The 23,988-nt window shown below is 41.6% G+C and carries 18 protein-coding genes; 10 read left to right on the top strand and 8 right to left on the bottom strand.

What is annotated here, in order from left to right:
- Window positions 1-39: 39 nt before the first annotated feature.
- Together ppk1 and mtgA are read right to left on the bottom strand one after the other, a co-directional pair.
- Window positions 40-2,121 (bottom strand): polyphosphate kinase 1, encoded by a 2,082-nt coding sequence (gene ppk1 / locus FTU65_RS05875; protein ID WP_180020640.1) that lies wholly within the window; start codon window positions 2,119-2,121, stop codon window positions 40-42.
- Between the two features lie 146 nt (window positions 2,122-2,267).
- A complete protein-coding gene (gene mtgA / locus FTU65_RS05880; protein ID WP_078193019.1) occupies window positions 2,268-2,945 on the bottom strand; it encodes a monofunctional biosynthetic peptidoglycan transglycosylase in 678 nt (225 codons plus the stop codon).
- A 78-nt stretch (window positions 2,946-3,023) separates the two neighbouring features.
- Between mtgA and FTU65_RS05885 the strand changes: the two genes are divergently transcribed.
- Window positions 3,024-3,848, top strand: a complete 825-nt coding sequence (locus tag FTU65_RS05885; protein WP_180007451.1) for a rhomboid family intramembrane serine protease — start codon at window positions 3,024-3,026, stop codon at window positions 3,846-3,848.
- A gap of 129 nt (window positions 3,849-3,977) precedes the next feature.
- On the opposite strand, the gene FTU65_RS05890 is transcribed toward FTU65_RS05885, so the two are convergent.
- Both FTU65_RS05890 and FTU65_RS05895 read right to left on the bottom strand, forming a co-directional pair.
- Window positions 3,978-6,479, bottom strand: coding sequence for an ABC transporter permease (locus FTU65_RS05890; protein WP_180066512.1), 2,502 nt, complete (start codon window positions 6,477-6,479; stop codon window positions 3,978-3,980).
- Window positions 6,476-7,207, bottom strand: a complete 732-nt coding sequence (locus FTU65_RS05895; RefSeq protein WP_180005271.1) for an ABC transporter ATP-binding protein — start codon at window positions 7,205-7,207, stop codon at window positions 6,476-6,478. Before FTU65_RS05895 ends, FTU65_RS05890 begins: the two co-directional genes overlap by 4 nt.
- An 11-nt stretch (window positions 7,208-7,218) precedes the next feature.
- Between FTU65_RS05895 and FTU65_RS05900 the strand changes: the two genes are divergently transcribed.
- Window positions 7,219-7,848: an arylesterase gene (locus FTU65_RS05900; protein WP_180010103.1), complete on the top strand. Its 630-nt coding sequence runs from the start codon at window positions 7,219-7,221 to the stop codon at window positions 7,846-7,848.
- Between the two features lie 83 nt (window positions 7,849-7,931).
- Here FTU65_RS05900 and FTU65_RS05905 read toward each other — a convergent pair whose 3' ends face one another.
- Window positions 7,932-8,546, bottom strand: a complete 615-nt coding sequence (locus tag FTU65_RS05905) for a carbonic anhydrase (RefSeq protein WP_078189941.1) — start codon at window positions 8,544-8,546, stop codon at window positions 7,932-7,934.
- A 334-nt stretch (window positions 8,547-8,880) separates the two neighbouring features.
- Between FTU65_RS05905 and FTU65_RS05910 the strand changes: the two genes are divergently transcribed.
- Both FTU65_RS05910 and FTU65_RS05915 read left to right on the top strand, forming a co-directional pair.
- The gene (locus FTU65_RS05910) at window positions 8,881-9,921 is read left to right on the top strand and encodes an alpha/beta fold hydrolase (protein ID WP_373423849.1); all 1,041 of its coding nucleotides are present in this window, start codon (window positions 8,881-8,883) and stop codon (window positions 9,919-9,921) included.
- A 46-nt stretch (window positions 9,922-9,967) separates the two neighbouring features.
- Complete coding sequence (locus FTU65_RS05915; RefSeq protein WP_180010102.1) at window positions 9,968-10,975, top strand: hypothetical protein; 1,008 nt, start codon at window positions 9,968-9,970, stop codon at window positions 10,973-10,975.
- Window positions 10,976-11,011: 36 nt separating this feature from the next.
- Here FTU65_RS05915 and FTU65_RS05920 read toward each other — a convergent pair whose 3' ends face one another.
- Window positions 11,012-13,207: a TonB-dependent siderophore receptor gene (locus tag FTU65_RS05920; protein WP_180010101.1), complete on the bottom strand. Its 2,196-nt coding sequence runs from the start codon at window positions 13,205-13,207 to the stop codon at window positions 11,012-11,014.
- Between the two features lie 232 nt (window positions 13,208-13,439).
- Entirely contained in the window at window positions 13,440-14,078 is a 639-nt protein-coding gene (gene nfuA, locus FTU65_RS05925; RefSeq protein WP_078189947.1) for a Fe-S biogenesis protein NfuA, read from the bottom strand.
- A 158-nt stretch (window positions 14,079-14,236) separates the two neighbouring features.
- Between nfuA and FTU65_RS05930 the strand changes: the two genes are divergently transcribed.
- The 3 genes from FTU65_RS05930 (at window position 14,237) to FTU65_RS05940 (ending at window position 17,050) form a co-directional block, all read left to right on the top strand.
- Window positions 14,237-14,854, top strand: coding sequence for a rhomboid family intramembrane serine protease (locus tag FTU65_RS05930; RefSeq protein ID WP_111884441.1), 618 nt, complete (start codon window positions 14,237-14,239; stop codon window positions 14,852-14,854).
- Window positions 14,855-15,100: 246 nt separating this feature from the next.
- On the top strand, window positions 15,101-15,280 hold the full coding sequence (locus tag FTU65_RS05935) for a hypothetical protein (RefSeq protein WP_180066514.1): 180 nt from the start codon (window positions 15,101-15,103) through the stop codon (window positions 15,278-15,280).
- Window positions 15,281-15,499: 219 nt separating this feature from the next.
- Window positions 15,500-17,050 (top strand): hypothetical protein, encoded by a 1,551-nt coding sequence (locus tag FTU65_RS05940; RefSeq protein WP_180010099.1) that lies wholly within the window; start codon window positions 15,500-15,502, stop codon window positions 17,048-17,050.
- A 164-nt stretch (window positions 17,051-17,214) separates the two neighbouring features.
- Here the strand turns inward: FTU65_RS05940 and FTU65_RS05945 are convergent, their stop codons facing one another.
- On the bottom strand, window positions 17,215-18,834 hold the full coding sequence (locus FTU65_RS05945; protein ID WP_078189951.1) for an inorganic phosphate transporter: 1,620 nt from the start codon (window positions 18,832-18,834) through the stop codon (window positions 17,215-17,217).
- A 478-nt stretch (window positions 18,835-19,312) separates the two neighbouring features.
- Here FTU65_RS05945 and metH point away from each other — a divergent pair, with 478 nt between their 5' ends.
- From metH to FTU65_RS05960, 3 genes are all read left to right on the top strand, one after another.
- Window positions 19,313-23,002 carry a methionine synthase gene (gene metH / locus FTU65_RS05950; RefSeq protein ID WP_180065238.1) on the top strand — a complete coding sequence of 1,230 codons (3,690 nt, stop codon included), beginning with the start codon at window positions 19,313-19,315 and terminating at the stop codon, window positions 23,000-23,002.
- Window positions 23,003-23,171: 169 nt separating this feature from the next.
- Entirely contained in the window at window positions 23,172-23,438 is a 267-nt protein-coding gene (locus FTU65_RS16530) for a lysozyme inhibitor LprI family protein (RefSeq protein WP_373683456.1), read from the top strand.
- A gap of 71 nt (window positions 23,439-23,509) precedes the next feature.
- On the top strand, window positions 23,510-23,965 hold the full coding sequence (locus tag FTU65_RS05960; protein ID WP_180007440.1) for a hypothetical protein: 456 nt from the start codon (window positions 23,510-23,512) through the stop codon (window positions 23,963-23,965).
- The last annotated feature ends 23 nt before the right edge of the window (window positions 23,966-23,988 follow it).

A 23,988-nucleotide genomic window follows, 5' to 3' on the forward strand; every position in this document is an offset into this window, starting at 1 on the left:
ATAAAGGGAGCATTGCTCCCTTTTACTTTTCTAACGCATTTATTTAAATGCTTCTATAAGGACATGCTGTGAATTGTGTGCTTCCTCACCCTCTTGAACATGCGTACGAATCCAACGCCCATCACTTTGGAGCAACCAAGCTTGCTGATTATCTTTTAGATAATTCACTAAACCTAATTGATAAATACGCTTTTTCAAGGCTGGATCTTCAATTGGGAAACAGGCTTCCACGCGATTAAATAAATTACGATCCATCCAGTCTGCACTTGAACAGTAAATCCGTGCATCGCCATTATTACTGAAATAATACACTCGAGTATGCTCTAAAAAGCGCCCAACAATAGAGCGCACGCGAATATTTTCAGACAGCCCCGGTAAACCTGGACGTAAACAACAAATAGAACGAATAATTAAATCAATCTGCACACCCGCTTGTGAAGCTTCATACAGTTTATTGATCAACTGAACTTCAGTTAATGCATTGACCTTGACAATGATTTGCGCAGGCTTACCTGCTTTTGCATTGGCAATTTCATTATCAATATAATTGATCAGTTGAGTATGTAAGGTAAATGGCGCATGCAGCAGTTTTTTCAACTTCGCCATTTTGCCCATTCCGGTCAGTTCTTGGAAAATACGATGTACATCCTCACAGAGTTCTTTATCGGTAGTTAACAGGCCATAATCGGTGTAGATACGCGCATTGCCCGCGTGATAGTTACCCGTACCTAAATGTACATAACGCACCAATTTATTATTTTCACGGCGTACCACCAAAATCATTTTGGCATGGGTCTTATAGCCCACGATGCCATACACCACCACTGCACCCGCTTCTTGTAATACATTGGCTACAGCAATATTTGATTCTTCATCAAATCGTGCACGAAGCTCAATTACAGCGGTGACTTCTTTACCATTACGTGCTGCTTCCGCTAAAACTTGCACAATCTCCGAATCTGCGCCACTTCGATAAAGCGTTTGTTTAATGGCCAAAACTTGTGGATCACGTGCAGCTTCACGCAGTAAATTAATTACCGGTGCGAATGATTCAAAGGGATGGTGCAGCAAAATATCTTGCTTTTGCATCGCACTAAAAATGTTTTCAGATTTTTTGAGTACTTTCGGTATAACAGGAATATGCGCGTCATAACGTAGATGTGGACGTTTAAAGTTTGACAGTAAACGTGCAAGGTTAACTGGTCCATCTACTTTATAGAGTTGCTCTTCTTCTAAATCGAACTCATCAAGCAAATATTCATAAATATGCTGCGGACAATTTTCTGTCACTTCCAAGCGAACGGCGCGACCAAAACGACGTGAATTCAACTCACCTTTCAGAGCTTTGGCCAAGTCTTCAACATCTTCATTTAAAGCTAAATCGGCATTACGCGTCACGCGGAATTGGTAGCAACCCGTCGCCGTCATACCGGGGAACAAGTCAGAGACATGTTCATGAATAATTGCCGATAGCATCACGTGATGTTCTTTTCCACCGGTTAACTCATCAGGGAGTCGAACGACACGTGGCAGCGAACGTGGTGCAGGTACAACGGCTAAGTCAATCTGACGGCCAAAAGCATCCTTCCCTTCTAAAGTCACAATAAAATTCAATGACTTGTTGACCAAGCGAGGGAATGGATGTGCCGGATCTAAACTAATTGGGGTTAAAACTGGTGCAACTTGTTCTTGGAAATATTTTTTTACCCATGCCGACTGTGCAGGGGTTAATTCACCACGACGTAAGAAGCAAATGTCTTCTTCACGCAGTTTGGGTAAAATTTCTTGATTTAAAATACGATACTGGCGCTCAATTGCAGCATGCGCTGTCGCAGAAATTTCATCTAATACTTGTTTTGGTGTTAAGCCATCTGGACTGCGGCTTTCATTACCTAAGTCTAGCTGTTCCATCATTCCCGCAACACGAATTTCAAAAAATTCGTCTAAGTTACGTGAAAAGATCAGTAAGAAATTCATCCGCTCTAATAATGGATGAATGGGGTCAACCGCTTGTTCGAGCACACGCAGATGAAAGTCGAGAATCGATAACTCTCGATTGATATAACGATCATTATAAGTATATTCAGTAGGTACTTGCGCGACTTCAGCTGCGGTATTCATTTCAAACCCATATTAAAAAATGTGTGCTGTACTCAGTTTAGTATGCTTCAAATTTGTGACAATTTCATAAAAAAAGCCCATTAATATGAGCTTTTTGTTGTAATTCAAATCGCTGCCATGCCATTTGACGAGTGTTTAGATCATTCTTAATCTGGGATATGGCTATAACGCATATATTTTTGGATCATGCGTTTTCGATAATTCAGCTTACGATCCTGTCGATTTTCATCATAATATTTTGGATTGGGTAAAATAGCCGCAATAAACGCTGCTTGTTCTCGGCTCAAACTCCGTGAACTTTTACCAAAATAGTGCTGTGTTGCAGCTTCGACGCCATAGATGTTATCCCCAAACTCAACCGAGTTGAGATATACCTCTAAAATACGTTGCTTCGTCCACATGCGTTCCATCATCCATGTTGCAACAGCTTCCTGCCCTTTTCGAATAAATGACCGCTTATTATATAAAAATAAGTTTTTTGCCAATTGCTGAGAAATGGTCGATCCACCTGCAACCACTTTGCCCTTATCTTTATTGCGTTCTAAAGCATTTTGCATGCCTTCCCAATCAAAACCTTTATGTTGTAAAAACTTGCCATCTTCCGCGGCAACAACAGCATGTTTGACATAATCACTGATTTGGTCGTAATCACGCCATTCGTGTTTAATCGGTTTGGATGGCTCAGACCAATAATCTAAACGCATCATCATCGTCGATTCCACAGGATGCGTACGCCACCACACCAGACTACCAAAGATCCAAAGCTGCACCAAAAGCACAAGACTGACAAGAATTAACAATGTACGAACAATAAAGGCTTTCATGTCAGTGTGTTACTCCAGAAATTCTGTTTTTTCATGTTAAGCTTATTTTTAAATATTTTGACACAGTACAAGAATAGCATGTCTGAACTCAGCCCTCCTGCTGTATCAACCCGTAAGCTGCAAATCCAACTGTGGTGGATCACGGCACTCTTAATTACCATCAATGTTGGACTCTTTGGCTGGCAAGTGTTGCATGGAATGAACGTTAGCCAACCCGACACACTGGATGCTTTGCGTTGGGGTGCTGATTATGCACCTTTAACCTTTTTAGAGGAACCCATCCGCTTATTCAGCAGTATGTTTTTTCATTTTGGCCTGATTCACCTGATGTTGAATATGTGGGCTTTGTATATTTTTGGCAGTGTTGCCGAGCAAATGTTAGGTCGTTTCTACTTCCTCGGTCTGTATGTTTTAGCCGGACTGATGGGAAGCTTATTGAGTGGGTATTTAACCATTCAGGACAGTTATGCATTATTGGCCGAAGGTGCAGCCAATCAGCAGCTTTTCCCGAGTATTGGTGCAGGTGCATCAGGTGCAGTGATGGGACTGGGTGCAGCGTTAACGATTATTTCACTGCTCCCTATGTTACCTAAACAGCAATTTTATCTGGATAAAAAAACCTTATTGATGGTGATGGGCATTAACCTCGCGATGGGCTTTATGATTAGTGGAATTAATAATGCCGCGCATATTGGCGGCATGTTGATGGGCGCTGCATTGGCTTTCATTTGGTATGTGGGACAAAAATTACATCAATCCCTGCTCATTCAAATGATCGGTCTAATAGCCGCAGCTGTCGGATGCTATCTGTTTTATCTACATTGCCAACAATTAATCCAACCGATTTTACCGCTTTGGGAACACTTTATCCTACTGATGAAGCAATCTCTCGCAGCACGTTAAACAGTGGAATGAACCCTGTGGCTATCAACACAGACATGTTGCAAACACGTCAAATCATGTCTAAACCTGGACTGCGCACTGGGTTCCTGCTCCACTCTTAACTTGCTCGGCTGTTAACCATCTCCCCTCTTAACCATTTAGTTCACGTAAGCTTTCTAAGGGTGGGATGTCGCAAAGATAACTTAAGCGATAACGTCCGATCAATGTACAGACTAAGGTCATTACCAGTGGGAGGATCAACCAAATCTCTGCATGTAGCTGGATGGTCAGTTCCATTTTATAACTGACAATCGCACTGATCACTTCAGCAAAAATACATGCCACAACACCCGAAATTAGCCCCATCAAACCAACTTCCAAACTGAGCATCGACTTTAACTTTTGCTTGGAACTGCCAAAGGAACGCAGTAATGCCACTTCTTTTTTGCGTTCATCCATAAATAAATTCAAACATGCAACCAAGACCAAAATGCCTGAAATACTGACCAACATCGCCAAGATAGTAATAATCTGAACCAATACGCTGACGATGCGTTTGATCTCATCCAAAATCAGACTGACATCAATAAACACGGTATTCGAAAACTGCTGAATTAGACCAATCAATTGATTTTTATCTTGCGGTGGAACATAGAAACTCCCCAAATAGCTGCCGGCATTTTCATCCATGGTTTGGGGAGAAAAAATAAAGAAGAAGTTTGGACTAAAGCTTTCCCACTCAACACTGCGAAGGTTGATTACCTTGGCTTGCAAAATCCCTTCAGGAAGGCTAAAACTCAGTCGATCTCCAATTTGAATACCCAGTTCTTGTGCGGTTTTCACCTCTACCGATACTTCGTTAACCTGTTGAAAGTGCTGACTGCCCGCGATGATTTGATTATCTTTCGGAAAAGTTGCAGCCTGCGTAAGATTTAATTCACGGCGTAATGAATTATTGCTTTTAATTAAGGCATCCGAAAAAGGGAGATCATTTTTGGCAACTAAACGCCCACGAATATTCGGGTACATCGGCGTCCCTTGCCAACCATGCAGCTTGAGTTGTTGATTAAAATCCTGTAACTCAAATGGCGGTAATCCATAGACAAATTGGTTAGGTGTTCCTTGTGGCAATTGTTGTTGCCAACGTTCCAGCAAATCCGTGCGCAATACCGCTAAAACCGTGATCAGACTTAGCCCTAATGCCAATGCAGTAATTTGAAATGCCGTTTGATACGGTGTACGTATATATGCTGAGATTTTCGTCCCCCAACTTTTCAAAGCCTTTAAACTGAGCCAGACCATCATATATAGGCCAACACACAGAAAGATGATGGCGCAAATCAGCCACAGGGTGAGTTGTAAATTTTCAGTTAATACCACACAAAACACCACCAAACTGAGCGTGCCGAAACTGAGCATCCAAAGTATGGAACGTACAGAACGCTCTTGTTGTCGTATCACCCGTGCTGGCGGCGTCCCTAATAATTGCCAAAGACTCGGAAGAACAAATCCTAATAACACAATCGCACTGGTGAATATTGCAATTGGAAGCGGACCAAGTAGCATGGAAAGGGCTGAAAACTCTAATTGTAAATTAGGAATCAGCTGTAGCATCAGTTGCAATAACCCATAACCCAATCCCAGACCAATCAAACTTCCAAACAGGATTGATAGTCCGAGTACAACCAACAGTAAAGCCAGATAAGCACTTAATATTTGCTGTTTGGTCGATCCAATACAGCGCATCAGTGCAATGGCATCCTGATTTTGTTGGACATAGCGCTGACTGGTTAATGCGATGGCGATACCACAAAGTAGAATGGTTAAAATATTCGCCAGTTGTAAAAACGTTTCAAGATTGGCAATCGGCTTCATTAAGCGAGTATTGCCTTCACTGGCATTTCTCAGTTTTAAACTGCTTTGAGCTGCATCTTGAACCTGAGCATTATTTGATTTAGCAGCACTGTCTTCGCTTTGATCACCAAATTTCTGCTTATAGAGTTTTTCAAAGCGCTGGGTATTTTGTGCATCTCCTGCCATTAACAGGCGATATTCAATCCGACTCCCGACTTGGATGGCATTGGTTCTCGCCACCTCAGACTGCGCAATCATAACTGTCGGTGAAAAACCACTGAAACCGAGTTCCTGATTGGTGTCATGGATGATTTTGGCACTGACTTGAAAAGCAGCATCAGCAATATTGATCTGATCTCCAACCTTTACACCCAATAAATCCATGGCACGAGGACTTAACCAGACCTCACCTGCTTGTATGGAACGGTTTAGTTTTGGTTCTGTTTCGAGTTCACCTCTTAGTGGAAATGCAGCATCAACGGCTTTGACATTGACCATGACAAATTGCTGATCAGTGTGCGCCATGCTGCTAAATAGCGTGACATTCGATTGTTTTAATTGCTGTGCTTTGGCTTGTTGTCGCCACTCTTGTGGAATTGGTTCATTGCCTGTCAGCACCAAATCTGCTGCCAACATTTCAGCAGCTTGTAGCGCTACAGCATTTTGAATTTGTACATTACTAAACTTTAAAGCCGTGGTGGCACTGATCGCCAAGGTTAGTGCGATCAATAATAAATACACACCCGTGGTTTTAAAACTCAGCTGTAAGAGTGGTCGAAACAGTGCCAAAAGATTCATGCAGCATCTCCTGTTCGATGCTCAATCAATTGACCATTGACCAATTCAAAATGGCGCTGACATTGACGGGCCAAATCGGCATCATGTGTCACCAATACCAATGTGGTTCCCATTTCACGATTTAACTGAAATAACAATTGTTCAATTTCCTGTGCCGTTGCACTGTCTAAATTACCTGTCGGTTCATCTGCAAAGATCAGATCGGGTTCACTCACCAAAGCACGGGCAATCGCAACCCGTTGCTGCTCACCACCGGATAAAACTTTGGGAGCTTGATGCGCTTGGCGTTCTAGTCCGACCTTTGCTAACAGTTTTAATGCTTTTTCTTCGGCGGCTTTGACCTGAAAATTTGCTTTTAGCCGTAGCGGCAGCATGACATTTTCCAGTGCCGTTAAATGTGGCAACAACTGGAAAGACTGAAAGACAAATCCAATATGAGCCAAACGGACTTGAGCACGCTGTTCTTCATTTAATAGATGAATGTCTTGACCACAGACCCGTAATTGTCCCGAACTAGCCTGATCTAAGGTCGCCAAAATACCCAACAAGGTGGATTTACCTGAACCAGAACGACCAGTAATCGCAACTTGTTCCCCTGCAAAGATTTCAAGATCGAGTTGTTCGAAGATCGATAACTGTTTTTGTGGAAGTTGTATCTTTTGTGTCAATTGCTGTGCAGAAATAATCGCCTGTGGCATGATGTCAACATCTGTCGTGAGTTGGGTCATATCTTCCCTATATGCAAAATCGCATTCAAAATAATCGTCTATTGAGTTACTTGCTGGCTATTGCACTGATGTTCTGCCCGATGCTGCTCTCTGCCAAAACCATTATGATTTTGGGCGATAGCTTAAGTGCAGGTTACGGTGTTGCAGTGCAGCAAGGTTGGGTCCACTTATTACAAAAACGTCTAGACCAACAGTATCCGAAACAACATAAAGTGGTCAATGCAAGTGTCAGCGGTGAAACCACCAGTGGTGCTTTAGCGCGACTCCCCAAACTATTGCAGACCCATCGTCCAGACCTTGTGGTGATTGAGTTAGGTGGTAATGATGGTTTACGCGGACAGCCCCCTGCACAAATTCAAAAAAACTTAGCGCAGCTGATTCAAAAAAGCCAACAGGCCAAATCGAAAGTCATTTTATTTGGAATGAAAATTCCACCGAATTATGGCAAGGCATATAGCCAAGCTTTTGAAAATAACTATCAAGTGTTGAGCCAACAGTACAAAGTCAAATTATTGCCTTTCTTTATGCAAGGGGTTGCGGGACATAAAAACTTAATGCAACAAGATCAGATTCACCCGAATGCCAAAGCGCAAACAATTTTGCTGAACAATGCTTATCCATTGATCAAAGCAAGTTTATAAATTTAGTTGGTGAAAATCGATTCATTAAAAAAGGCGCTTCATGTGAGCGCCTTTTTTAATATCTTGTATTTACTGTAGTTTGCTTAGAAATCGTAGAAGCTCACTTCACCTGTTTCAAGTGAATACTCAGCGCCTACCACTTTTAATTTGCCTTGCGCAATTAAGTTTTCGAGGACTGCTGAACCATGACGAAGTTGATTCACTGATGCAAAAACGTTTGAACGTACTGCATGCATTGAAAGTTTTTCAAGATCATCTTTCAATTCAGTTTGCATAAGTATTTCTACAGATGGACGAACGCGATTCACAATCGACATCAAGTTAGCTGATGGTGGTGTCGCAGGGTTAGTTAAAGCTTCAATCGTAGAATGAATCGCGCCACAGTGTGTATGGCCCAATACAATTACAACAGGACAACCGAAGCTTTCTGCTGCAAATTCCACGCTACCGACTTGAGACGGTGCCACAATATTACCTGCAACACGAATCACGAATAAATCGCCTAAGCCTTGGTCAAATACCATTTCAGCAGGAACACGTGAGTCTGAACACCCTAAAATAATCGCAAAAGGTTCTTGGCTTTCGGCCATTTCAGCACGTTGTTGATGCGTCAAAAGCTTCGGGTGATTCGTTTCACCGTTTACAAAACGTTGATTCCCTTTCTTTAAACGATCTAAAGCTTCTGCTGCTGCTAGCATGTTCTAATTACCCTTATCCGAAGTTGCAATATTTTAATCCCAGTCGAATCGATTGTCACTTGCAAAAACAATTGCTATGAATTTTTTCTAAGACGATGCTACTTGATAGAAAATGCTAGTCTACATTCATCAAAAAAAAATATTTTTTCTGTAATGGTTCACATTATTAAAACGCAAGTTTAACCACGTCAAAAAAGCAATGGATGACAAAGGTCATTTTTAATTTACAATATATTTCATAAATATACGCTTTTGCTATTTCAGCCCATTCTGATAATAGTCATATAAATGATCTAAAAAATATATCGATTCGATTTAACTGGGGTAAACGTCAATGAAAGGACATCATTCACGCGTTTTTGGCTTTTTCAAGCTAGCAACAATTTGCTGTATGACGTTTACTGCCAACCATGCTTTGGCTGCAAATCCGTCTCCCATCAGCAAAAACCTGGCCGTACCCTCTATCGTGCAAAATTATTTGAGCCAAGAACGTAAAGCGGCTGGTTTAGTCACACACAGTGTTCAAGTCGGGAATGTGAATTGGAGTTATAGCGAAGGTGGTCAACGCTCTAAACCGACCATCTTGCTCATTCATGGTTTAGGCGGCACACGTGATAATTGGAACCGTGTTGCGCATTATTTAACACCGAACTATCACGTGATCATCCCTGACCTTCCGGCCAATGGCGATACCCATGTCCCTGTCGATTTTGATGTCTCTGTCCCGAATGTCACGGAACAACTACGCCAGTTTGTCCTTAAAATAGATATTGAAGATAAACTGAATGTTGCAGGTCACTCATTGGGTGGTTCCATTGCCACGGTATATGCCTCTCAATATCCTTTTGATACCCAAAGTTTATTTTTACTCAACAGCGCGGGCATTTATAAACAAGCCAATACCAGTTATACCCGTGACCCGTATAAACTTAAAAATTTAATCGTTTCAAAACCGGGTGATTTAGATGATGTCATGCATAAACTGATGCAAAATCCGCCAAATGTTCCAACACAGCTCAAAGAAGCGCAGGAAAATATCTTAATTGCGCGTGCGCCCTTCACCAGTAAAATGATCGATCAAGTCGTCACGCTCAATCGAATCTACACCCCTGAAACTTTTGCTCGTTTAACACGAACAGTGGAAGCCCCGACCCTGATCCTTTGGGGCAAACAAGATAAAATCTTTAATGTGGAAGTGGCTGGGGAACTCAAGTCTTTACTGAAACGTGCAGAAACCCCAGTGATTTTAAATAACGTCGGTCATATGCCAATCTTAGAAGCCGAACAACAAGTTGCAGACCATTACTTACCTTTCCTTGCGAAAAGTCAAAAGTTTAAAAATCCTTTGGTAGATAAACTGATTCAGTTAAACTGAGCATTCGCCATTTTTAGATACCCATCACTGGGGCTTCAGGGAAAGTATGCAGAAAAACCCGATGATTGAGCAGTTGATTGACGCTCAACTGAACTTTTTAGATCAGAGCTTTTCACACAATGATACCGTAGCCACTGAATTCACCCATTTTTATCAATGGTTTCGTAAACAATCTTTGCAGCAGATTTGGAGTTTTGATCAAATCAATGCCTTGTTGCAGAAACAAATTTTAAATACCCCTGCAAGTCAATTTCTGATTGAGCAAATTGCTGAACATATCAAATTTGCACTGATTCATCCTGCAAATGACAGCACCACGATTGCCGAAATCATTCCTGTGTTGACCATTGATAAAATTGCACAGTATGTGGCGAGTAAACAGGGACATCGTCAACGTTTAATTCATACCATGGTCAACAATCCTGCATTTTCAGCCATGATCAGTCAGTTGATTCAACATGCGATACAAGATTATTTAGACAACTCAGTTATTGCGAAATCTGTCCCCGGTGTTTCACGATTTATGAAAATGGGGAAATCGGTACTGGAAAATGTCACTGATACCAATTTAGATAATGCAGTCAGCAAATACTTACAAAAGAATATTTTAAAGCTCAGTCAAATGAGTGAAACCGTGTTAAATCAGCACTTTGATGATCATAAGCTGTACCATTTTCAAGCCAATTTGTGGCATAAAATTAAAGCGCTGCCAGTTTCAGTATTAAAGAACTATGTTGAAGTTCAGGACTTGCCGCAAACAGTTGCCATGGGTCATGAAATTTGGGACTTTATGCGACAGTCTGAGTATATGAAACAGCAAGTGCATGATGGCGTATACGCTTGGTACGTGCGCAATGCAGAACGCCCTTTTGATTTATTGCTACGTGATTTAAATATTGATGAAGCACTGATTCAGCATGAACTTCAAAACTTACTCAATCCTATCGTTCAACAAATGATTGAGTCGGGTTATTTGCGTGAGCGTTCACGTCTCTATTTAGAACAATTCTACTACTCAAGTGAAGCACTGAAAATTTTAAATATCCAAGCATAAAAAAAGCCGCGTGAAGCGGCTTTTTTTTGGACATACTTAGAACTGGTATTTCAAACTTGCATAGTAAGCTCGACCCGGCTCGTTATATGTTTGGTTGACCGTTTTATCACGCAGTTTTTGCTCATCAAATAGGTTATTCACACCGATACGAGCACTTAAAGCCGCATTAAATTTATAACCAAAGTTAATGCCTGCAATGCCATAACTTTTCACGCTATCCATCGCCAAGCCATTTTTGCTTTCAAGACTAGTTTCTGCATATTGACGTGGTTTTTGACGACCATATTGGGTATAGACAAAGTTACTGTCTAATCGATCCGTGATGTTGTAGTTCAAAATAGAGTTTATGGTGTAATTTGGAATCACTGAAAGTGGATTGCCAGTACGTTTATCTTCAGAGTTGATCATATAGGTGACGTTATTGGTCCACGTGATATCACCCCAGTCCAAAGAAATACTTCCTTCAACACCTTCCACCAAGGCTTCTGGCGTATTCATCCAACGCAGTACATTATATGTTGTTCCATTTACTTCTAGTTCTTCTAGACGTGTATCCCCTGCAACGATCTTATTTTTATAATCATTACGGAACCATGCAAAGCTTGCATTTACGATGTCTTTTTCAAACTGTACACCTAATTCTTTATTCACTGAAGTTTCAGGTTTGAGATCGCCATTACCTTGTAATAGACATTGGCTCAGCCCAATCGGACAGCCATTACCGCGAGTACTTAACAGATAACCTTCCGCATTTTGGTACATATTAGGTGCTTTATACGCCTTAGCCACACCACCTTTTAATGTCCAATAGTCGCCAAGCTTTTGCGTAATATTGAGACTTGGACTCCAGCTATCACCCGATTTACTATGATTATCATAGCGTAGTGCCAAAACGACATCGGTGCTCTCGCCCAAATTCATATTGTTTTCAATATAGGCCGACGCAATCCGTGAATCCATGTGTGAACGGTCACCTGAAGTCAGCACATCACCAAAACCGCCTGCGCCAGCTTGTGTATTAACCGTATCGGTAAAGTCATCTTCGACCCACTCAGCGCCTAAAGTTAATACCTGTGGAACATACCATTGGAACGGCAGATTGGTTTCTGCATTAAGACGAACGGTTTCTAGATGTGACGTTTGTTTATTTTCAAGATTATTAATCTGTCCCTCTGTACTACCGCCTGTACCTTCAGGTAAGCGCTTATTTTTGGTTTTGTCATATTGCGCTATGAGTTTACTGTCACCCCAACCCCACGTACCTTCATGGGTTAATGCAAAACTATCACGATAAATGGTATTGGTTTCTTCACCGATTAAAGCCGATAAAATTGGTGCTTTGTTTGGATCGGCTGGATCAAATACACTGTTTTGACTGTCGCCTGCAAAACGGTTGCCTTGGCGGCCAACACTTGCATCAAACATCAAGACTTGTTGATCATTCAACTGCCAAGCCAAGCGCCCAGCAATATCTTTATTCTCTACGCCTTCTCGACCCGCCATACGCGCGCCATTGTTCATTAAAGCATTAATATCCGCAGCATCTGAATCGGTTTTGTTATAACTACCGTAGAAACGATATGAAAGGACATCTTTGAGAATTGGGCCGCTTAAGTTAAAGCTTTCACGGTGACTTGCGCCCTCTTTAGCATCTTCAGGCTGATTGGTAAAAACCTCCACAGAGCCATGCACGTCGTTGGTCACTTTCTTGGTTTTAATATTGACCACACCACCCATCGCACCTGAACCATAACGCGCTGCAGCTGGACCACGCAGCACTTCAATTGATTCAATAGCATCTGCAGGTACCCAGTTCGAATCACCACGTGTATCACGCTCACCGCGCCAGCCATAACGTACTGAGTTTCTCGAATTTACTGGCTTGCCATCAATTAAGATCAACGTGTTTTCAGGCCCCATACCACGGATATCAATCTGACGGTTATTACCACGTTGGCCTGTGGCACTGTTACCAGTCAAATTCACACCCGGCATACGGCGCACATACTCTGAAATATCATTCACAACCGGCATTTTTTCTAAATCTTCTGCCGTAATTTTTGAAGCACCTAATGATTGTTTAACTTGTTCTGCTGCAGTAACAACAATGGTTTCCATCTTCGTTACGGATTCGTCTGTTGCTTCAGTTTGCACATCTTCTGCATGCGACAAACTTACCAATGCACAGAGTATTGAAAGTGTAAGCGTTGATTTTAATAGTTGTTTGGTCATTGAGTGCTTCCAAATGAACGTATTTATGGAGAAATCTAGAATAATGTGTTGCACATTGTAACCAACACAAACGATATTGCAATTAATTTTAATAATCGTTCTCATTTATATTTGTGATATCGCTTATCATCTCACTGTAAAAACCTCAGAAACCATTTAAAAATCTTCGTTTTATTTGATTTAGACAATAAAAAAGCCGCATCATTGCGGCTTTTTTATAACAATACTGAACTTATTTGAAATAAGCACCTTCAGTATTACTGTGATCCGTTTGGTCAACAACGCGCATTAATTCAGGTACATGCTGCTTCAATGTTGTTTCAACACCTTGTTTCAAGGTTAAATCGATTGAAGAACAACCTTGGCAACCACCACCGAATTTAAGCACTGCAGTTAAACCATGCTCTGCATCTTCAACCACTTCTACCAATGCACAGTTACCACCATGACCGGCAAGGCCAGGATTAATTTCTGACTGTAGAACATAAGTGATTCGCTCTTCTACAGAGGCATCTGGACCCACACGTGGCACTTTTGAGTTTGGTGCACGGAAAGTTAACTGACCACCAAAACGGTCTTTGTTATAGTCAATTACCGCATCCAAAAGATATGGAATAGACGGTGTGTCAATAAATGCAGGGAAATCTGGATAGTCTTGTTTATAGTCTGTAGGCACAACTTCTTCTGGTGCACTGTAAGCCATACAACATTCAGCACGTGGCGTACCCGGATTTTCCACAAAAACACGTACACCAATGCCCGGTGTATTTTGTTTATCCAAAAGATCTTTCAAATACTCTTGGGCATTTGGAGTGATCAATAGGTTTGGAATTTCTTCAGCAACTGCTGTGCTGTTGTTCTCAGTCGACATTACAATATTTCCTCAAGCTGAAGTCGCTATTTTAACTTAAGATGCGGGGCATTAGAAAAAAATCAACTAAAATTGTCGGAATTATTCTGAAAGTTCACGCTTTAGGCAGATTTAATGGCATTATTGAGCATAAATTTTAACAAGTAGAATAGTCATATATGTTGGGCCTACCCTTTAACCACACCGTGACCATTATCCTGATTACGGTGGTGATTTCACTGATTGCATTTTCAAATCAGAAAGTGATGAATCGTTTGTTATTTTGGCCGCCAGCCCTCAGTCGTGGCGAATATGACCGATTTATTAGCCATGGTTTTATTCATGCAGATGGCGCGCACCTATTGTTCAACATGATTACCTTATTTTTCTTTGGTAGCGTGATTGAAAGTTTTTATCGCCAATATTTCTTCGACATGGGCTTTGTATTGTTTTATTTAGGCGGTTTGATCGCTGCGATTATTCCGAGTTATTTAAAACATAAGCATGATACCCATTGGGCAAGTTTAGGGGCTTCTGGGGCGGTATCTGCGGTACTTTTTGCGTATATCTTGTTTGAACCGTGGAAACTGATTTTTGTATTCTTTATTCCTGTTCCTGCAATTATTTTTGCCGTGCTTTATGTGGCTTATAGTATCTGGTCAGGTAAACGTGGCAACAGCAACATTAACCACAGCGCACACCTTTGGGGCGCAGCGTATGGTGTAATCATGACGATTATTCTTGAACCGAAGCTCATTCCACATTTCTTAAGTCAGTTATTAAACGTTCCTTTCTAACGTTAAGTCTAAAAAATCAGTCTGATTTAACCAGTAAAATGACAGCCTAAACCGTTTCAGTTTAGGCTTTTTTATTGTGCTGCGTTAAATCGAAATGTCCTTTAATTTTTTTCTTTAGCCAATTTCCCACATTTACAGCACCGCACTTTGAATATCGAGCTATACAATTTCACAGCAGATTGAAACGCTATCTACCCTTGCCCTGATTTAAACTGAAATGACACAGAATAAAAAAGGAAAATTCCAATGAAAATAGTCCTGATGTTCTCAAGTTTGCTGTTGACCTGCGTGTTGAGTGCTTGTGCCGTTCACACTCGTGAAGGCAGTATCGTGGTCGACCCAGATCGTAATCACTATGCTTATAATTACCCAGATCGCCATGGCGACTTTTGCCCGCCCGGACAGGCTAAAAAAGGCCGTTGTTGATTTGCCGTTATTGATTTAATGCCCTCTTCTTTTAAGCCTTCAAACCGAAGGCTTTTTCAATTCCGTCAGTAAAATTTGAAGCTGTATATTCTACGAAAGTTCACAAAAGCACATGACAAATCATATAAATCTGGCATTTTATGCCACCCTGTTTTTTAATTTGGCATAGATAATGTATACATCTGTATATTAATGACAAAATTAGCTGAGATATTTTGCATGTCGAGTTCAACTGAAGGTCTTCAATTTCCCATTTCGGCTTCAAACCAAAAGCCGAGTACATCTAAAACCGGTCGTGAAATTATCGCTGAAGCCTTAGCTGCAGTTGACCATCAGTCTTCTGTACGTGCAAAACAAGAAAAAAACTGGCGTAAAAAATATCCTGAATATTTTAAAGCCTTGGTTGAACAAGGGATTCAATCATCTGAAGCAGCGATCAACATTGCTGAGCAAGGTTTAAATAAAGCGCATCACGTCTTTGAATTTTATCGTGATCAAGAAAAGCATACGCTCAAAGATGCAGTGGCTTTAACTGCACATCCGCTGCATACCGTGAAGTTAAAAGGTGAAAGTGACGCAGCGCCTGAGTGGTATGTGCCCTATCATGGCCAAAAACTGCAAGGTGAGGCTTTACTGGCTCAGATTCAAAAATGGCAAGATGCTGGCATCATTGAAGCCAGTCATGCAGACGCATTACGTGAAGCCATTGCACACCCAGAATGGTTCGATTTGTCAGATCGGACTATGGTGCTTTTTGGTGCTGCCTCCGAAGCTGGCCCCCTGACGTGGTTAGCAAAATGGAAAGCCAATATTGTGGCAATCGACCTGAATAATGAACGTGTTTGGGATCGAATCTTAAGCACGGTTCAGGCCGGTAATGCCACTTTATATGCGCCAAGTCTCGACGCTGTGCATGAAGACACACCCATTCAAGAACTAAAACACAAATTGGGTGCCAATTTACTGACACACATTCCTGAAATTGCACAATGGCTTGCACAAAGTGAACATCAACTAGATCTAGCTGCAATTGCCTATTTAGATGGTGAAAAGCATGTTCGTGTTGCAATGGCCATGGACAGCATCATGGCCTATGTCAGCCAGCAAAAAGCCGACACCAGCTTGATGTTTATGTGTACTCCGACCGATGTCTATGCGGTGCCAGAAGAGATTGTTACGGCAGCGCAAGCCAAATTCCAAAACCGTGCGTCTGCACAAAAGCTTTTGACGCAAAGCATTGCGAAAGTCACAGGTCAGCATTTCTTTAAGCAAAATAATGAGCAAACCACCACAGCAGACAATGGAAAATCCTATGGTATCGCTGACTGTTTGGTGGTGGAACAAGGTCCTAACTACGCACTTGCAAAACGTATTCAACAATGGCGTGCAACTGTGGCACGTCAAAATGGTCAGCGGGTTAGTATCAATATTGCGCCATCCACCACAACTCGCTCAGTGACGAAGAATCCATTATTAAAGGCCGCATTTAATGGTGCGAGTTTATTTGATGTGGAATCCTTCCAACCTGAAACCACTAATGCACTCATGGCTGCTTTATGGATTCACGACTTGAGAAATCCTCAATCAGTTGCTAACCCTGAAACAGCACTAGACCATCCATTAGAACTCATGATGCATGGTGCCAACCATGGTGGCTTGTGGCGTGTGGCTTATTTGGCGCGTACCGCCTTACCTTTTGCAGCGCTGTATGGTTTTGCTGAAGAAAAACTGCCCGTGAAAAAAGTATTGGGTCTGTTCAAGAAAGCGTAATTGCCATTGGGCTAAATCATTACCGAACTTTTCAAAGCTTCAACTTGCTACTTTGACTATTCCAATTCAGCTCAGTCATCACATTCAAATCGGTGATGTCTGAGATAAAGCCATAAAAAAACGCTGCCGAAGCAGCGTTTTTTTATACCTAGAATTTGAGTTGCTTAGAAGACTTTCAAGAATAACCAGTACAAGCAGCCTGATAGACAGATCGTTGCAGGTAAAGTGAAGACCCAAGCCGATAGAATGGTTTTCACTGTTGCAAAGTTTAGACCCGATTTATTCGCGACCATAGTACCTGCAACCGCAGAGTTAAGTACGTGTGTCGTCGATACTGGCATACCAAAACCATCTGCAGCAGCAATCGTTGACATTGCAACAAGCTCGGCAGACATACCCTGACCATAAGTCATGTGGTTTTTACCAATACGTTCACCGACAGTCACAACAATACGTTTCCAACCCACCATGGTTCCAAGACCTAGTGCCAATGCAACAGCGACTTTTACCCATGTTGGAATGTACTGCAAGAACGAATCTAAGTGACTACGATATTCTTTCACTGTCTTTTGTTCAGCTTCTGCCATTGCTGGTAGTTGTTCAGCTTTATCTAGACGTTTAAAAGCAGTGGTACTGAGGTACATGTCATTACGAATCGAAGATACTTCTTGTTCAGGAATATCTTTTAAGTCGCCATACTGTGCAACACGCTCACCTAAATGATCGGTCAAACTTGCTAAAGCTGGCACAACTTCTGGGCTGACTTCTTTGGTTTGAATGTATTTGGTGAGTACATCACGCGCTTGTGCATCAGGAATGTCATTATGCTCTGCGTAGATCGCAGTCGCAGTTTGAGCAGATAACTGATGGAAAGATTGAATATGTTGATTATCTAAGTTCTTATTCAATGAATAAGCCAATGGCACACATCCGATCAAAATCAGCATGATCAGCCCCATACCTTTTTGACCATCATTTGAACCGTGCGCAAAACTTACACCTGTACAGGTAAAGATCAAAATTGCACGAATCAGTGGTGGTGGCGGCTTATTGCCTTCTGGTGGCTGAAACAATTCTAGCTGTTTGCGGAAAATACGCTTGACCAATAAGAAAACGAGAGCCGCAAATGCAAAACCAATCAGTGGCGAGAACAATAACGCCTTACCGACTTTAAGCACCTGCTCCATATCTACACCGCTCGCACCACCGCCTGCATTTAACAGGTAGTTCATGATGCCAACGCCAAGAATAGAACCAATCAAAGTATGCGAACTAGACGCCGGGATGCCTAAGAACCAAGTCCCTAAATTCCACAAAATCGCTGCAATCAGCATAGCGAAAACCATGGCAAAACCTGCACCTGAACCAACGTTCATAATCAATTCAACAGGTAATAAAGCAATAATGCCGTAAGCAACTGCACCACTGGCAACCATTACACCTAGAAAATTACAGAAACCCGCCCACATTACCGCAACCGGTGCTGACAAGGCGTTGGTATAAATCACTGTTGCTACTGCATTTGCAGTGTCATGGAAGCCATTTACAAATTCAAAGCCAAGTGCGATGAATAAGGCTGTGCCCAATAAAATCATTGAATAAAGACTTAAAGGCGGAACATGCGCTAAATCGGCAGTCACCTGAAAACCAATATAAATCAACGTTGAAATAATCACCGTTAAAAATACCGGCATAAAGAATTTCGGTGTAGGCACATGAACATTCGTAGACTTTTGAGTAGTCGACGTGTGCGCTGAATCTACGGGAGTTTGTTTAGAATTCATGCAGGCAGGAATAGAGGATTTTAAAATCCCCATATTGTTCAATTTAATTATGACAATTATATGACAAAGCGGTGTCATATAAAGCAATTTTTCATGCTTTATTTGTTTTTTTAAAGTGTTAAAAACCGACTTTTATACTCTACTTTCATAAAGTAAATCAGTTGTTTAAGCTTCATATTCAAACTTTAATTTCTTTGAAACCCAATGTTTCAACTTATATTTCATCTGTCATCTTTTTTTTCATATTGCATAGCCCTACTGTTTGTTTTTCAAGCTTGCCTGAGCAATATGACAAATTCATGAAGCTTTCCATACATTTATATGAAATTGGTATATGAAATTAACAAGTTGCAATATTGCTCATTAATTCAACAAGCTAATAATTGCGCGCTGTAAAGATGGTTGAATATCAATAAAACTGCAATGAATTCTGTTAATATATTTGCCGATTTTATATTCCATCGGATTGGGGTTATTTATGTCCACGCTTGCCACCCTAAAAGAGCTGCTCGCTCAACGGATTCTGATTATCGACGGTGCAATGGGCACCATGATTCAGCGTCATAAACTCGAAGAAGCTGACTACCGTGGTGAGCGTTTTGCAGATTGGGCATCTGACCTCAAAGGCAATAATGACCTATTGGTGTTGACGCAGCCGCAAATTATCCAAGGCATTCATGAAGCCTACCTCGATGCTGGCGCAGACATTATTGAAACCAACAGCTTTAACGGCACTAAAGTTTCAATGTCTGACTACCACATGGAAGATTTGGTATCAGAGATCAACCGTGAAGCAGCGCGTATTGCTAAAGCCGCTTGTGAAAAATACTCTACGCCTGAAAAACCGCGTTTTGTTGCAGGTGTGCTTGGGCCGACTTCACGCACTTGCTCGATCTCGCCAAATGTAAATGACCCAGCATTCCGTAACATCACTTTTGATGAGCTAAAAGAAAACTATATTGAAGCTGCGCATGCCCTGATTGAAGGCGGTGCGGACATTCTGCTCATTGAAACTGTATTCGATACCTTAAACTGTAAAGCTGCCATTTTTGCAGTGAAAGAAGTCTTCAACCAAATTGGCTACGAATTGCCATTGATGATTTCAGGCACCATTACCGATGCCTCTGGCCGAACTTTAACTGGCCAAACTGCTGAAGCGTTCTGGAACTCTGTGCGTCATGGTGACTTATTGTCGATTGGCTTTAACTGTGCCCTAGGTGCAGATGCCATGCGTCCGCACGTCAAAACCATTGCTGACGTTGCCGATACTTTTGTTTCGGCGCATCCGAACGCTGGCTTACCAAATGCCTTCGGCGGTTATGATGAAACCCCTGAACAAACCGCTGCCTTTATTAAAGAATTTGCAGAAAGTGGCTTGATTAACATTACCGGCGGCTGCTGCGGTACAACGCCGGATCACATCCGTGCTATTGCCAATGCCGTAAAAGACATTGCCCCGCGCCAAGTGCCAGAGACTAAACCTGCGTGTCGTTTAAGTGGTTTAGAGCCATTTAACATCACTGAAGAATCACTTTTTGTGAACGTGGGTGAACGTACCAACGTAACAGGTTCTAAAAAATTCTTACGCTTAATCCGTGAAGAAAACTTTGCCGAAGCTTTAGAAGTTGCACAGCAGCAAGTTGAAGCCGGTGCTCAGATTATCGACATCAACATGGATGAAGGCATGCTGGATTCAGAAGGCGCAATGGTGCACTTCCTAAATCTTGTAGCCTCTGAACCTGAAATTTCACGTGTGCCGATCATGATTGACTCATCTAAATGGGAAATCATTGAAGCGGGCTTAAAATGTGTACAAGGTAAAGCGGTTGTTAACTCGATTTCCTTAAAAGAAGGCTATGACGAGTTCGTTGCAAAAGCGCGTTTGTGCCGTCAGTATGGGGCTGCCGTGATTGTGATGGCCTTTGACGAAAATGGTCAGGCCGATACAGCTGCACGTAAAAAAGAAATCTGTAAGCGCTCTTATGACGTGTTAGTGAATGAAGTTGGCTTCCCTGCTGAAGACATCATTTTTGACCCGAACGTGTTTGCAGTGGCAACAGGTATCGAAGAACACAACAACTATGCTGTGGACTTCATTGAAGCGACTGGCTGGATTAAGCAAAACTTGCCGCATGCCATGATTTCTGGCGGTGTGTCTAACGTATCGTTCTCTTTCCGCGGTAACGAGCCTGTACGTGAAGCGATTCACTCAGTGTTCTTATACCATGCCATTCAGCAAGGCATGACTATGGGTATCGTCAACGCAGGTCAAATGGCGATTTATGATGAAATTGATGCTGAACTGAAAGCTGCGGTTGAAGATGTGATCTTGAACCAAAACCAAGGTGAAAGCCATCAAGAAGCTACAGAAAAGCTGCTTGAAGTTGCTGAAAAATACCGTGGTCAAGGTGCTGCGCAAAAACAAGTGGAAAACTTGGAATGGCGTGAGCTTCCAGTTGAAAAACGTCTTGAGCATGCTTTGGTGAAAGGTATCACAACGTTCATTGATGAAGATACTGAAGAAGCGCGTTTAAAATCAGCTCGTCCTTTAGATGTGATTGAAGGCCCGCTGATGGACGGCATGAACGTGGTGGGCGATTTGTTCGGTTCGGGCAAAATGTTCCTGCCGCAAGTCGTGAAATCTGCACGTGTCATGAAACAGGCTGTAGCTTGGCTGAATCCGTTCATTGAAGCGGAAAAAACAGCTGGCCAATCTAAGGGTAAAGTCCTAATGGCAACGGTGAAGGGCGACGTGCACGACATCGGTAAAAATATCGTGGGCGTGGTGTTGGGCTGTAACGGCTATGACATCATCGACCTTGGCGTGATGGTGCCTTGCGAGAAGATTCTGCAAACTGCCATTGATGAGAAAGTCGACATTATTGGTCTATCTGGCCTGATTACGCCGTCACTGGATGAAATGGTTTTTGTTGCGAAAGAAATGCAGCGCAAAGGCTTTAATGTTCCATTGATGATTGGCGGTGCAACCACTTCTAAAGCGCATACGGCAGTGAAAATTGATCCGCAATATTCAAATGATGCAGTCATTTATGTTGCCGATGCATCGCGTGCGGTGGGTGTAGCAACAACTTTACTTTCTAAAGAAATGAAGCCTAAATTTGTTGAAGACACACGTGCTGAATATGAAAAAGTCCGTGAGCGTATTGCCAACAAACAGCCAAAAGCAGCCAAGCTGACTTATGCTGAATCAATTGAAAATGGTTTGAAAATTGATTTTGCAGCCAATGCGCCTGTGAAACCAAACTTTATTGGTACGCAAACGCTGACCAATTATCCATTGGAAACGTTGGTTGAATACTTCGACTGGACACCATTCTTTATTTCTTGGAGCTTGGCGGGTAAATTCCCTGCGATTCTGACTGATGAAGTGGTGGGTGAAGCTGCCACTGACTTGTATGAACAAGCGCAGACCATGCTAAAAGACATCATCGACAACAAACGTTTTGATGCTCGTGCTGTGTTTGGTATTTACCCTGCTAACCGTTCTGCAGCGGATTCGGTTGAAGTGTATAGCGAAGATGGTCAATCGGTTACGCATACCTTCCATCACATTCGTCAACAGTCTGATAAAGTGACAGGTAAACCAAACTTGTCATTAGCGGACTTTATTGCGCCTAAAGGTGTCGCAGAAGACTACTTGGGCGGTTTCACTGTATCGATCTTTGGTGCAGAAGAAATGGCCAATGAGTACAAAGCTAAAGGCGATGACTACTCTGCAATTCTTGCACAATCTTTAGGTGACCGTTTTGCGGAAGCGTTTGCGGAGCATTTGCATGAGCGCATCCGTAAAGAGTTCTGGGGTAACCAAGCGTCTGAAACCTTAAGCAATGAAGAATTGATTAAAGAGAAGTATGTGGGCATCCGTCCTGCACCGGGCTACCCTGCTTGTCCTGAGCATTCTGAAAAAGCGCCATTGTTTGACTGGTTAGGTTCTACCGACAAGATTGGTACGCAATTGACTTCTAGTTTTGCAATGTGGCCGCCTTCATCTGTCAGCGGTTTCTACTATGCAAACCCTGAAAGCCAATACTTTAACGTGGGTAAAATCGCAGGCGATCAGCTTGAAGATTATGCGCAGCGTAAAGGTTGGACACTGGATGAAGCGAAACGTTGGTTAGCACCGAATTTGGATGATTCAGTTCAATAATTAGTTTGAAAAAATCCCCTCGTGTGAGGGGGTTTTTTATTTATAATCAAAAATCTTAAAAACACATAAACGAATTTTATAAAATGAAAAAATATTCTTACTTTTAGTTTTACCTTTTATTTCATCTTTTGCTTTTGCAGAATGTAAGATAAGTAATGTTTATGATGAAATTGCCTGTTATGAAAAAGAATTAAAATCTAATAAAACCAAGCTCAACCAAACTTATCAAAAGCTTTATAACACTATGGATGAGGAAGGTCAGAAAATTTTAGAAACCTCTCAAAAGAATTGGTTGTTATATAAAAATAGTCATTGTGATGAACTCGTATCTTATCTATCTAGCAGTGTACAAGGTGCAGGATCTAAGTTAATCAATCTATCATGCAATGCCGATCGTATTGACCAGAGAATCAAGCAATTAAATCAGTTAGAATAATAGCCCCCTACCTTTAGCCTTTAAAAATAAAATGAACTTTTTTTAATTTTGTGAATAGTTGGTGGCTCGAAATGATTATGGAAATAAGCTTTGGTATTGTGTGTTTAATAGGATCCGTTTTTGTATGGAAATACACACATTCACTAATCTGGATTATCATTTTTATGTCATGCTTTGCACACATGGGATCACTTATTATTGATCATTTTCGTACGCAAAAAATTAATGATGCCATGCAATCAAAACATAAAGTCAAAAAATGCGGCACATATACAGGTCATTCAACAATTCTGCGAGGAAGTCATCGCAACTCATGGCAACAAATTATTTTCCATTTCACAATGTTAGATGGTAAAAATCTTAGTTTCCCTGAATCAGATCAAATTTCTATGACTGGAAGCCATTTTGAATATTTGGAAAATCCACCACAATCAGTTTGTTTAACCTATGCAGAAAATTATTCAGATAGATTTGGTTATTATTTTTTGACTGATATCCATTTCAACAAAAACTTAATTAAAAAATAATCTATCCTAGTAAAATAATAGAC

The sequence above is a fragment of the Acinetobacter sp. YH12129 genome (assembly GCF_013418685.1).
GTDB classification, from domain to species: domain Bacteria; phylum Pseudomonadota; class Gammaproteobacteria; order Pseudomonadales; family Moraxellaceae; genus Acinetobacter; species Acinetobacter amyesii.

What these genes read in the sequence shown, in the direction of transcription:
- ppk1 (WP_180020640.1), bottom strand. Translation starts at nt 2,121, where the DNA reads ATGAATACCGCAGCTGAAGTCGCGCAAGTACCTACTGAATATACTTAT.
- mtgA (WP_078193019.1), bottom strand. Translation starts at nt 2,945, where the DNA reads ATGAAAGCCTTTATTGTTCGTACATTGTTAATTCTTGTCAGTCTTGTG.
- FTU65_RS05885 (WP_180007451.1), top strand. Translation starts at nt 3,024, where the DNA reads ATGTCTGAACTCAGCCCTCCTGCTGTATCAACCCGTAAGCTGCAAATC.
- FTU65_RS05890 (WP_180066512.1), bottom strand. Translation starts at nt 6,479, where the DNA reads ATGAATCTTTTGGCACTGTTTCGACCACTCTTACAGCTGAGTTTTAAA.
- FTU65_RS05895 (WP_180005271.1), bottom strand. Translation starts at nt 7,207, where the DNA reads ATGACCCAACTCACGACAGATGTTGACATCATGCCACAGGCGATTATT.
- FTU65_RS05900 (WP_180010103.1), top strand. Translation starts at nt 7,219, where the DNA reads ATGCAAAATCGCATTCAAAATAATCGTCTATTGAGTTACTTGCTGGCT.
- FTU65_RS05905 (WP_078189941.1), bottom strand. Translation starts at nt 8,546, where the DNA reads ATGCTAGCAGCAGCAGAAGCTTTAGATCGTTTAAAGAAAGGGAATCAA.
- FTU65_RS05910 (WP_373423849.1), top strand. Translation starts at nt 8,881, where the DNA reads ATGAAAGGACATCATTCACGCGTTTTTGGCTTTTTCAAGCTAGCAACA.
- FTU65_RS05915 (WP_180010102.1), top strand. Translation starts at nt 9,968, where the DNA reads ATGCAGAAAAACCCGATGATTGAGCAGTTGATTGACGCTCAACTGAAC.
- FTU65_RS05920 (WP_180010101.1), bottom strand. Translation starts at nt 13,207, where the DNA reads ATGACCAAACAACTATTAAAATCAACGCTTACACTTTCAATACTCTGT.
- nfuA (WP_078189947.1), bottom strand. Translation starts at nt 14,078, where the DNA reads ATGTCGACTGAGAACAACAGCACAGCAGTTGCTGAAGAAATTCCAAAC.
- FTU65_RS05930 (WP_111884441.1), top strand. Translation starts at nt 14,237, where the DNA reads ATGTTGGGCCTACCCTTTAACCACACCGTGACCATTATCCTGATTACG.
- FTU65_RS05935 (WP_180066514.1), top strand. Translation starts at nt 15,101, where the DNA reads ATGAAAATAGTCCTGATGTTCTCAAGTTTGCTGTTGACCTGCGTGTTG.
- FTU65_RS05940 (WP_180010099.1), top strand. Translation starts at nt 15,500, where the DNA reads ATGTCGAGTTCAACTGAAGGTCTTCAATTTCCCATTTCGGCTTCAAAC.
- FTU65_RS05945 (WP_078189951.1), bottom strand. Translation starts at nt 18,834, where the DNA reads ATGAATTCTAAACAAACTCCCGTAGATTCAGCGCACACGTCGACTACT.
- metH (WP_180065238.1), top strand. Translation starts at nt 19,313, where the DNA reads ATGTCCACGCTTGCCACCCTAAAAGAGCTGCTCGCTCAACGGATTCTG.
- FTU65_RS05960 (WP_180007440.1), top strand. Translation starts at nt 23,510, where the DNA reads ATGATTATGGAAATAAGCTTTGGTATTGTGTGTTTAATAGGATCCGTT.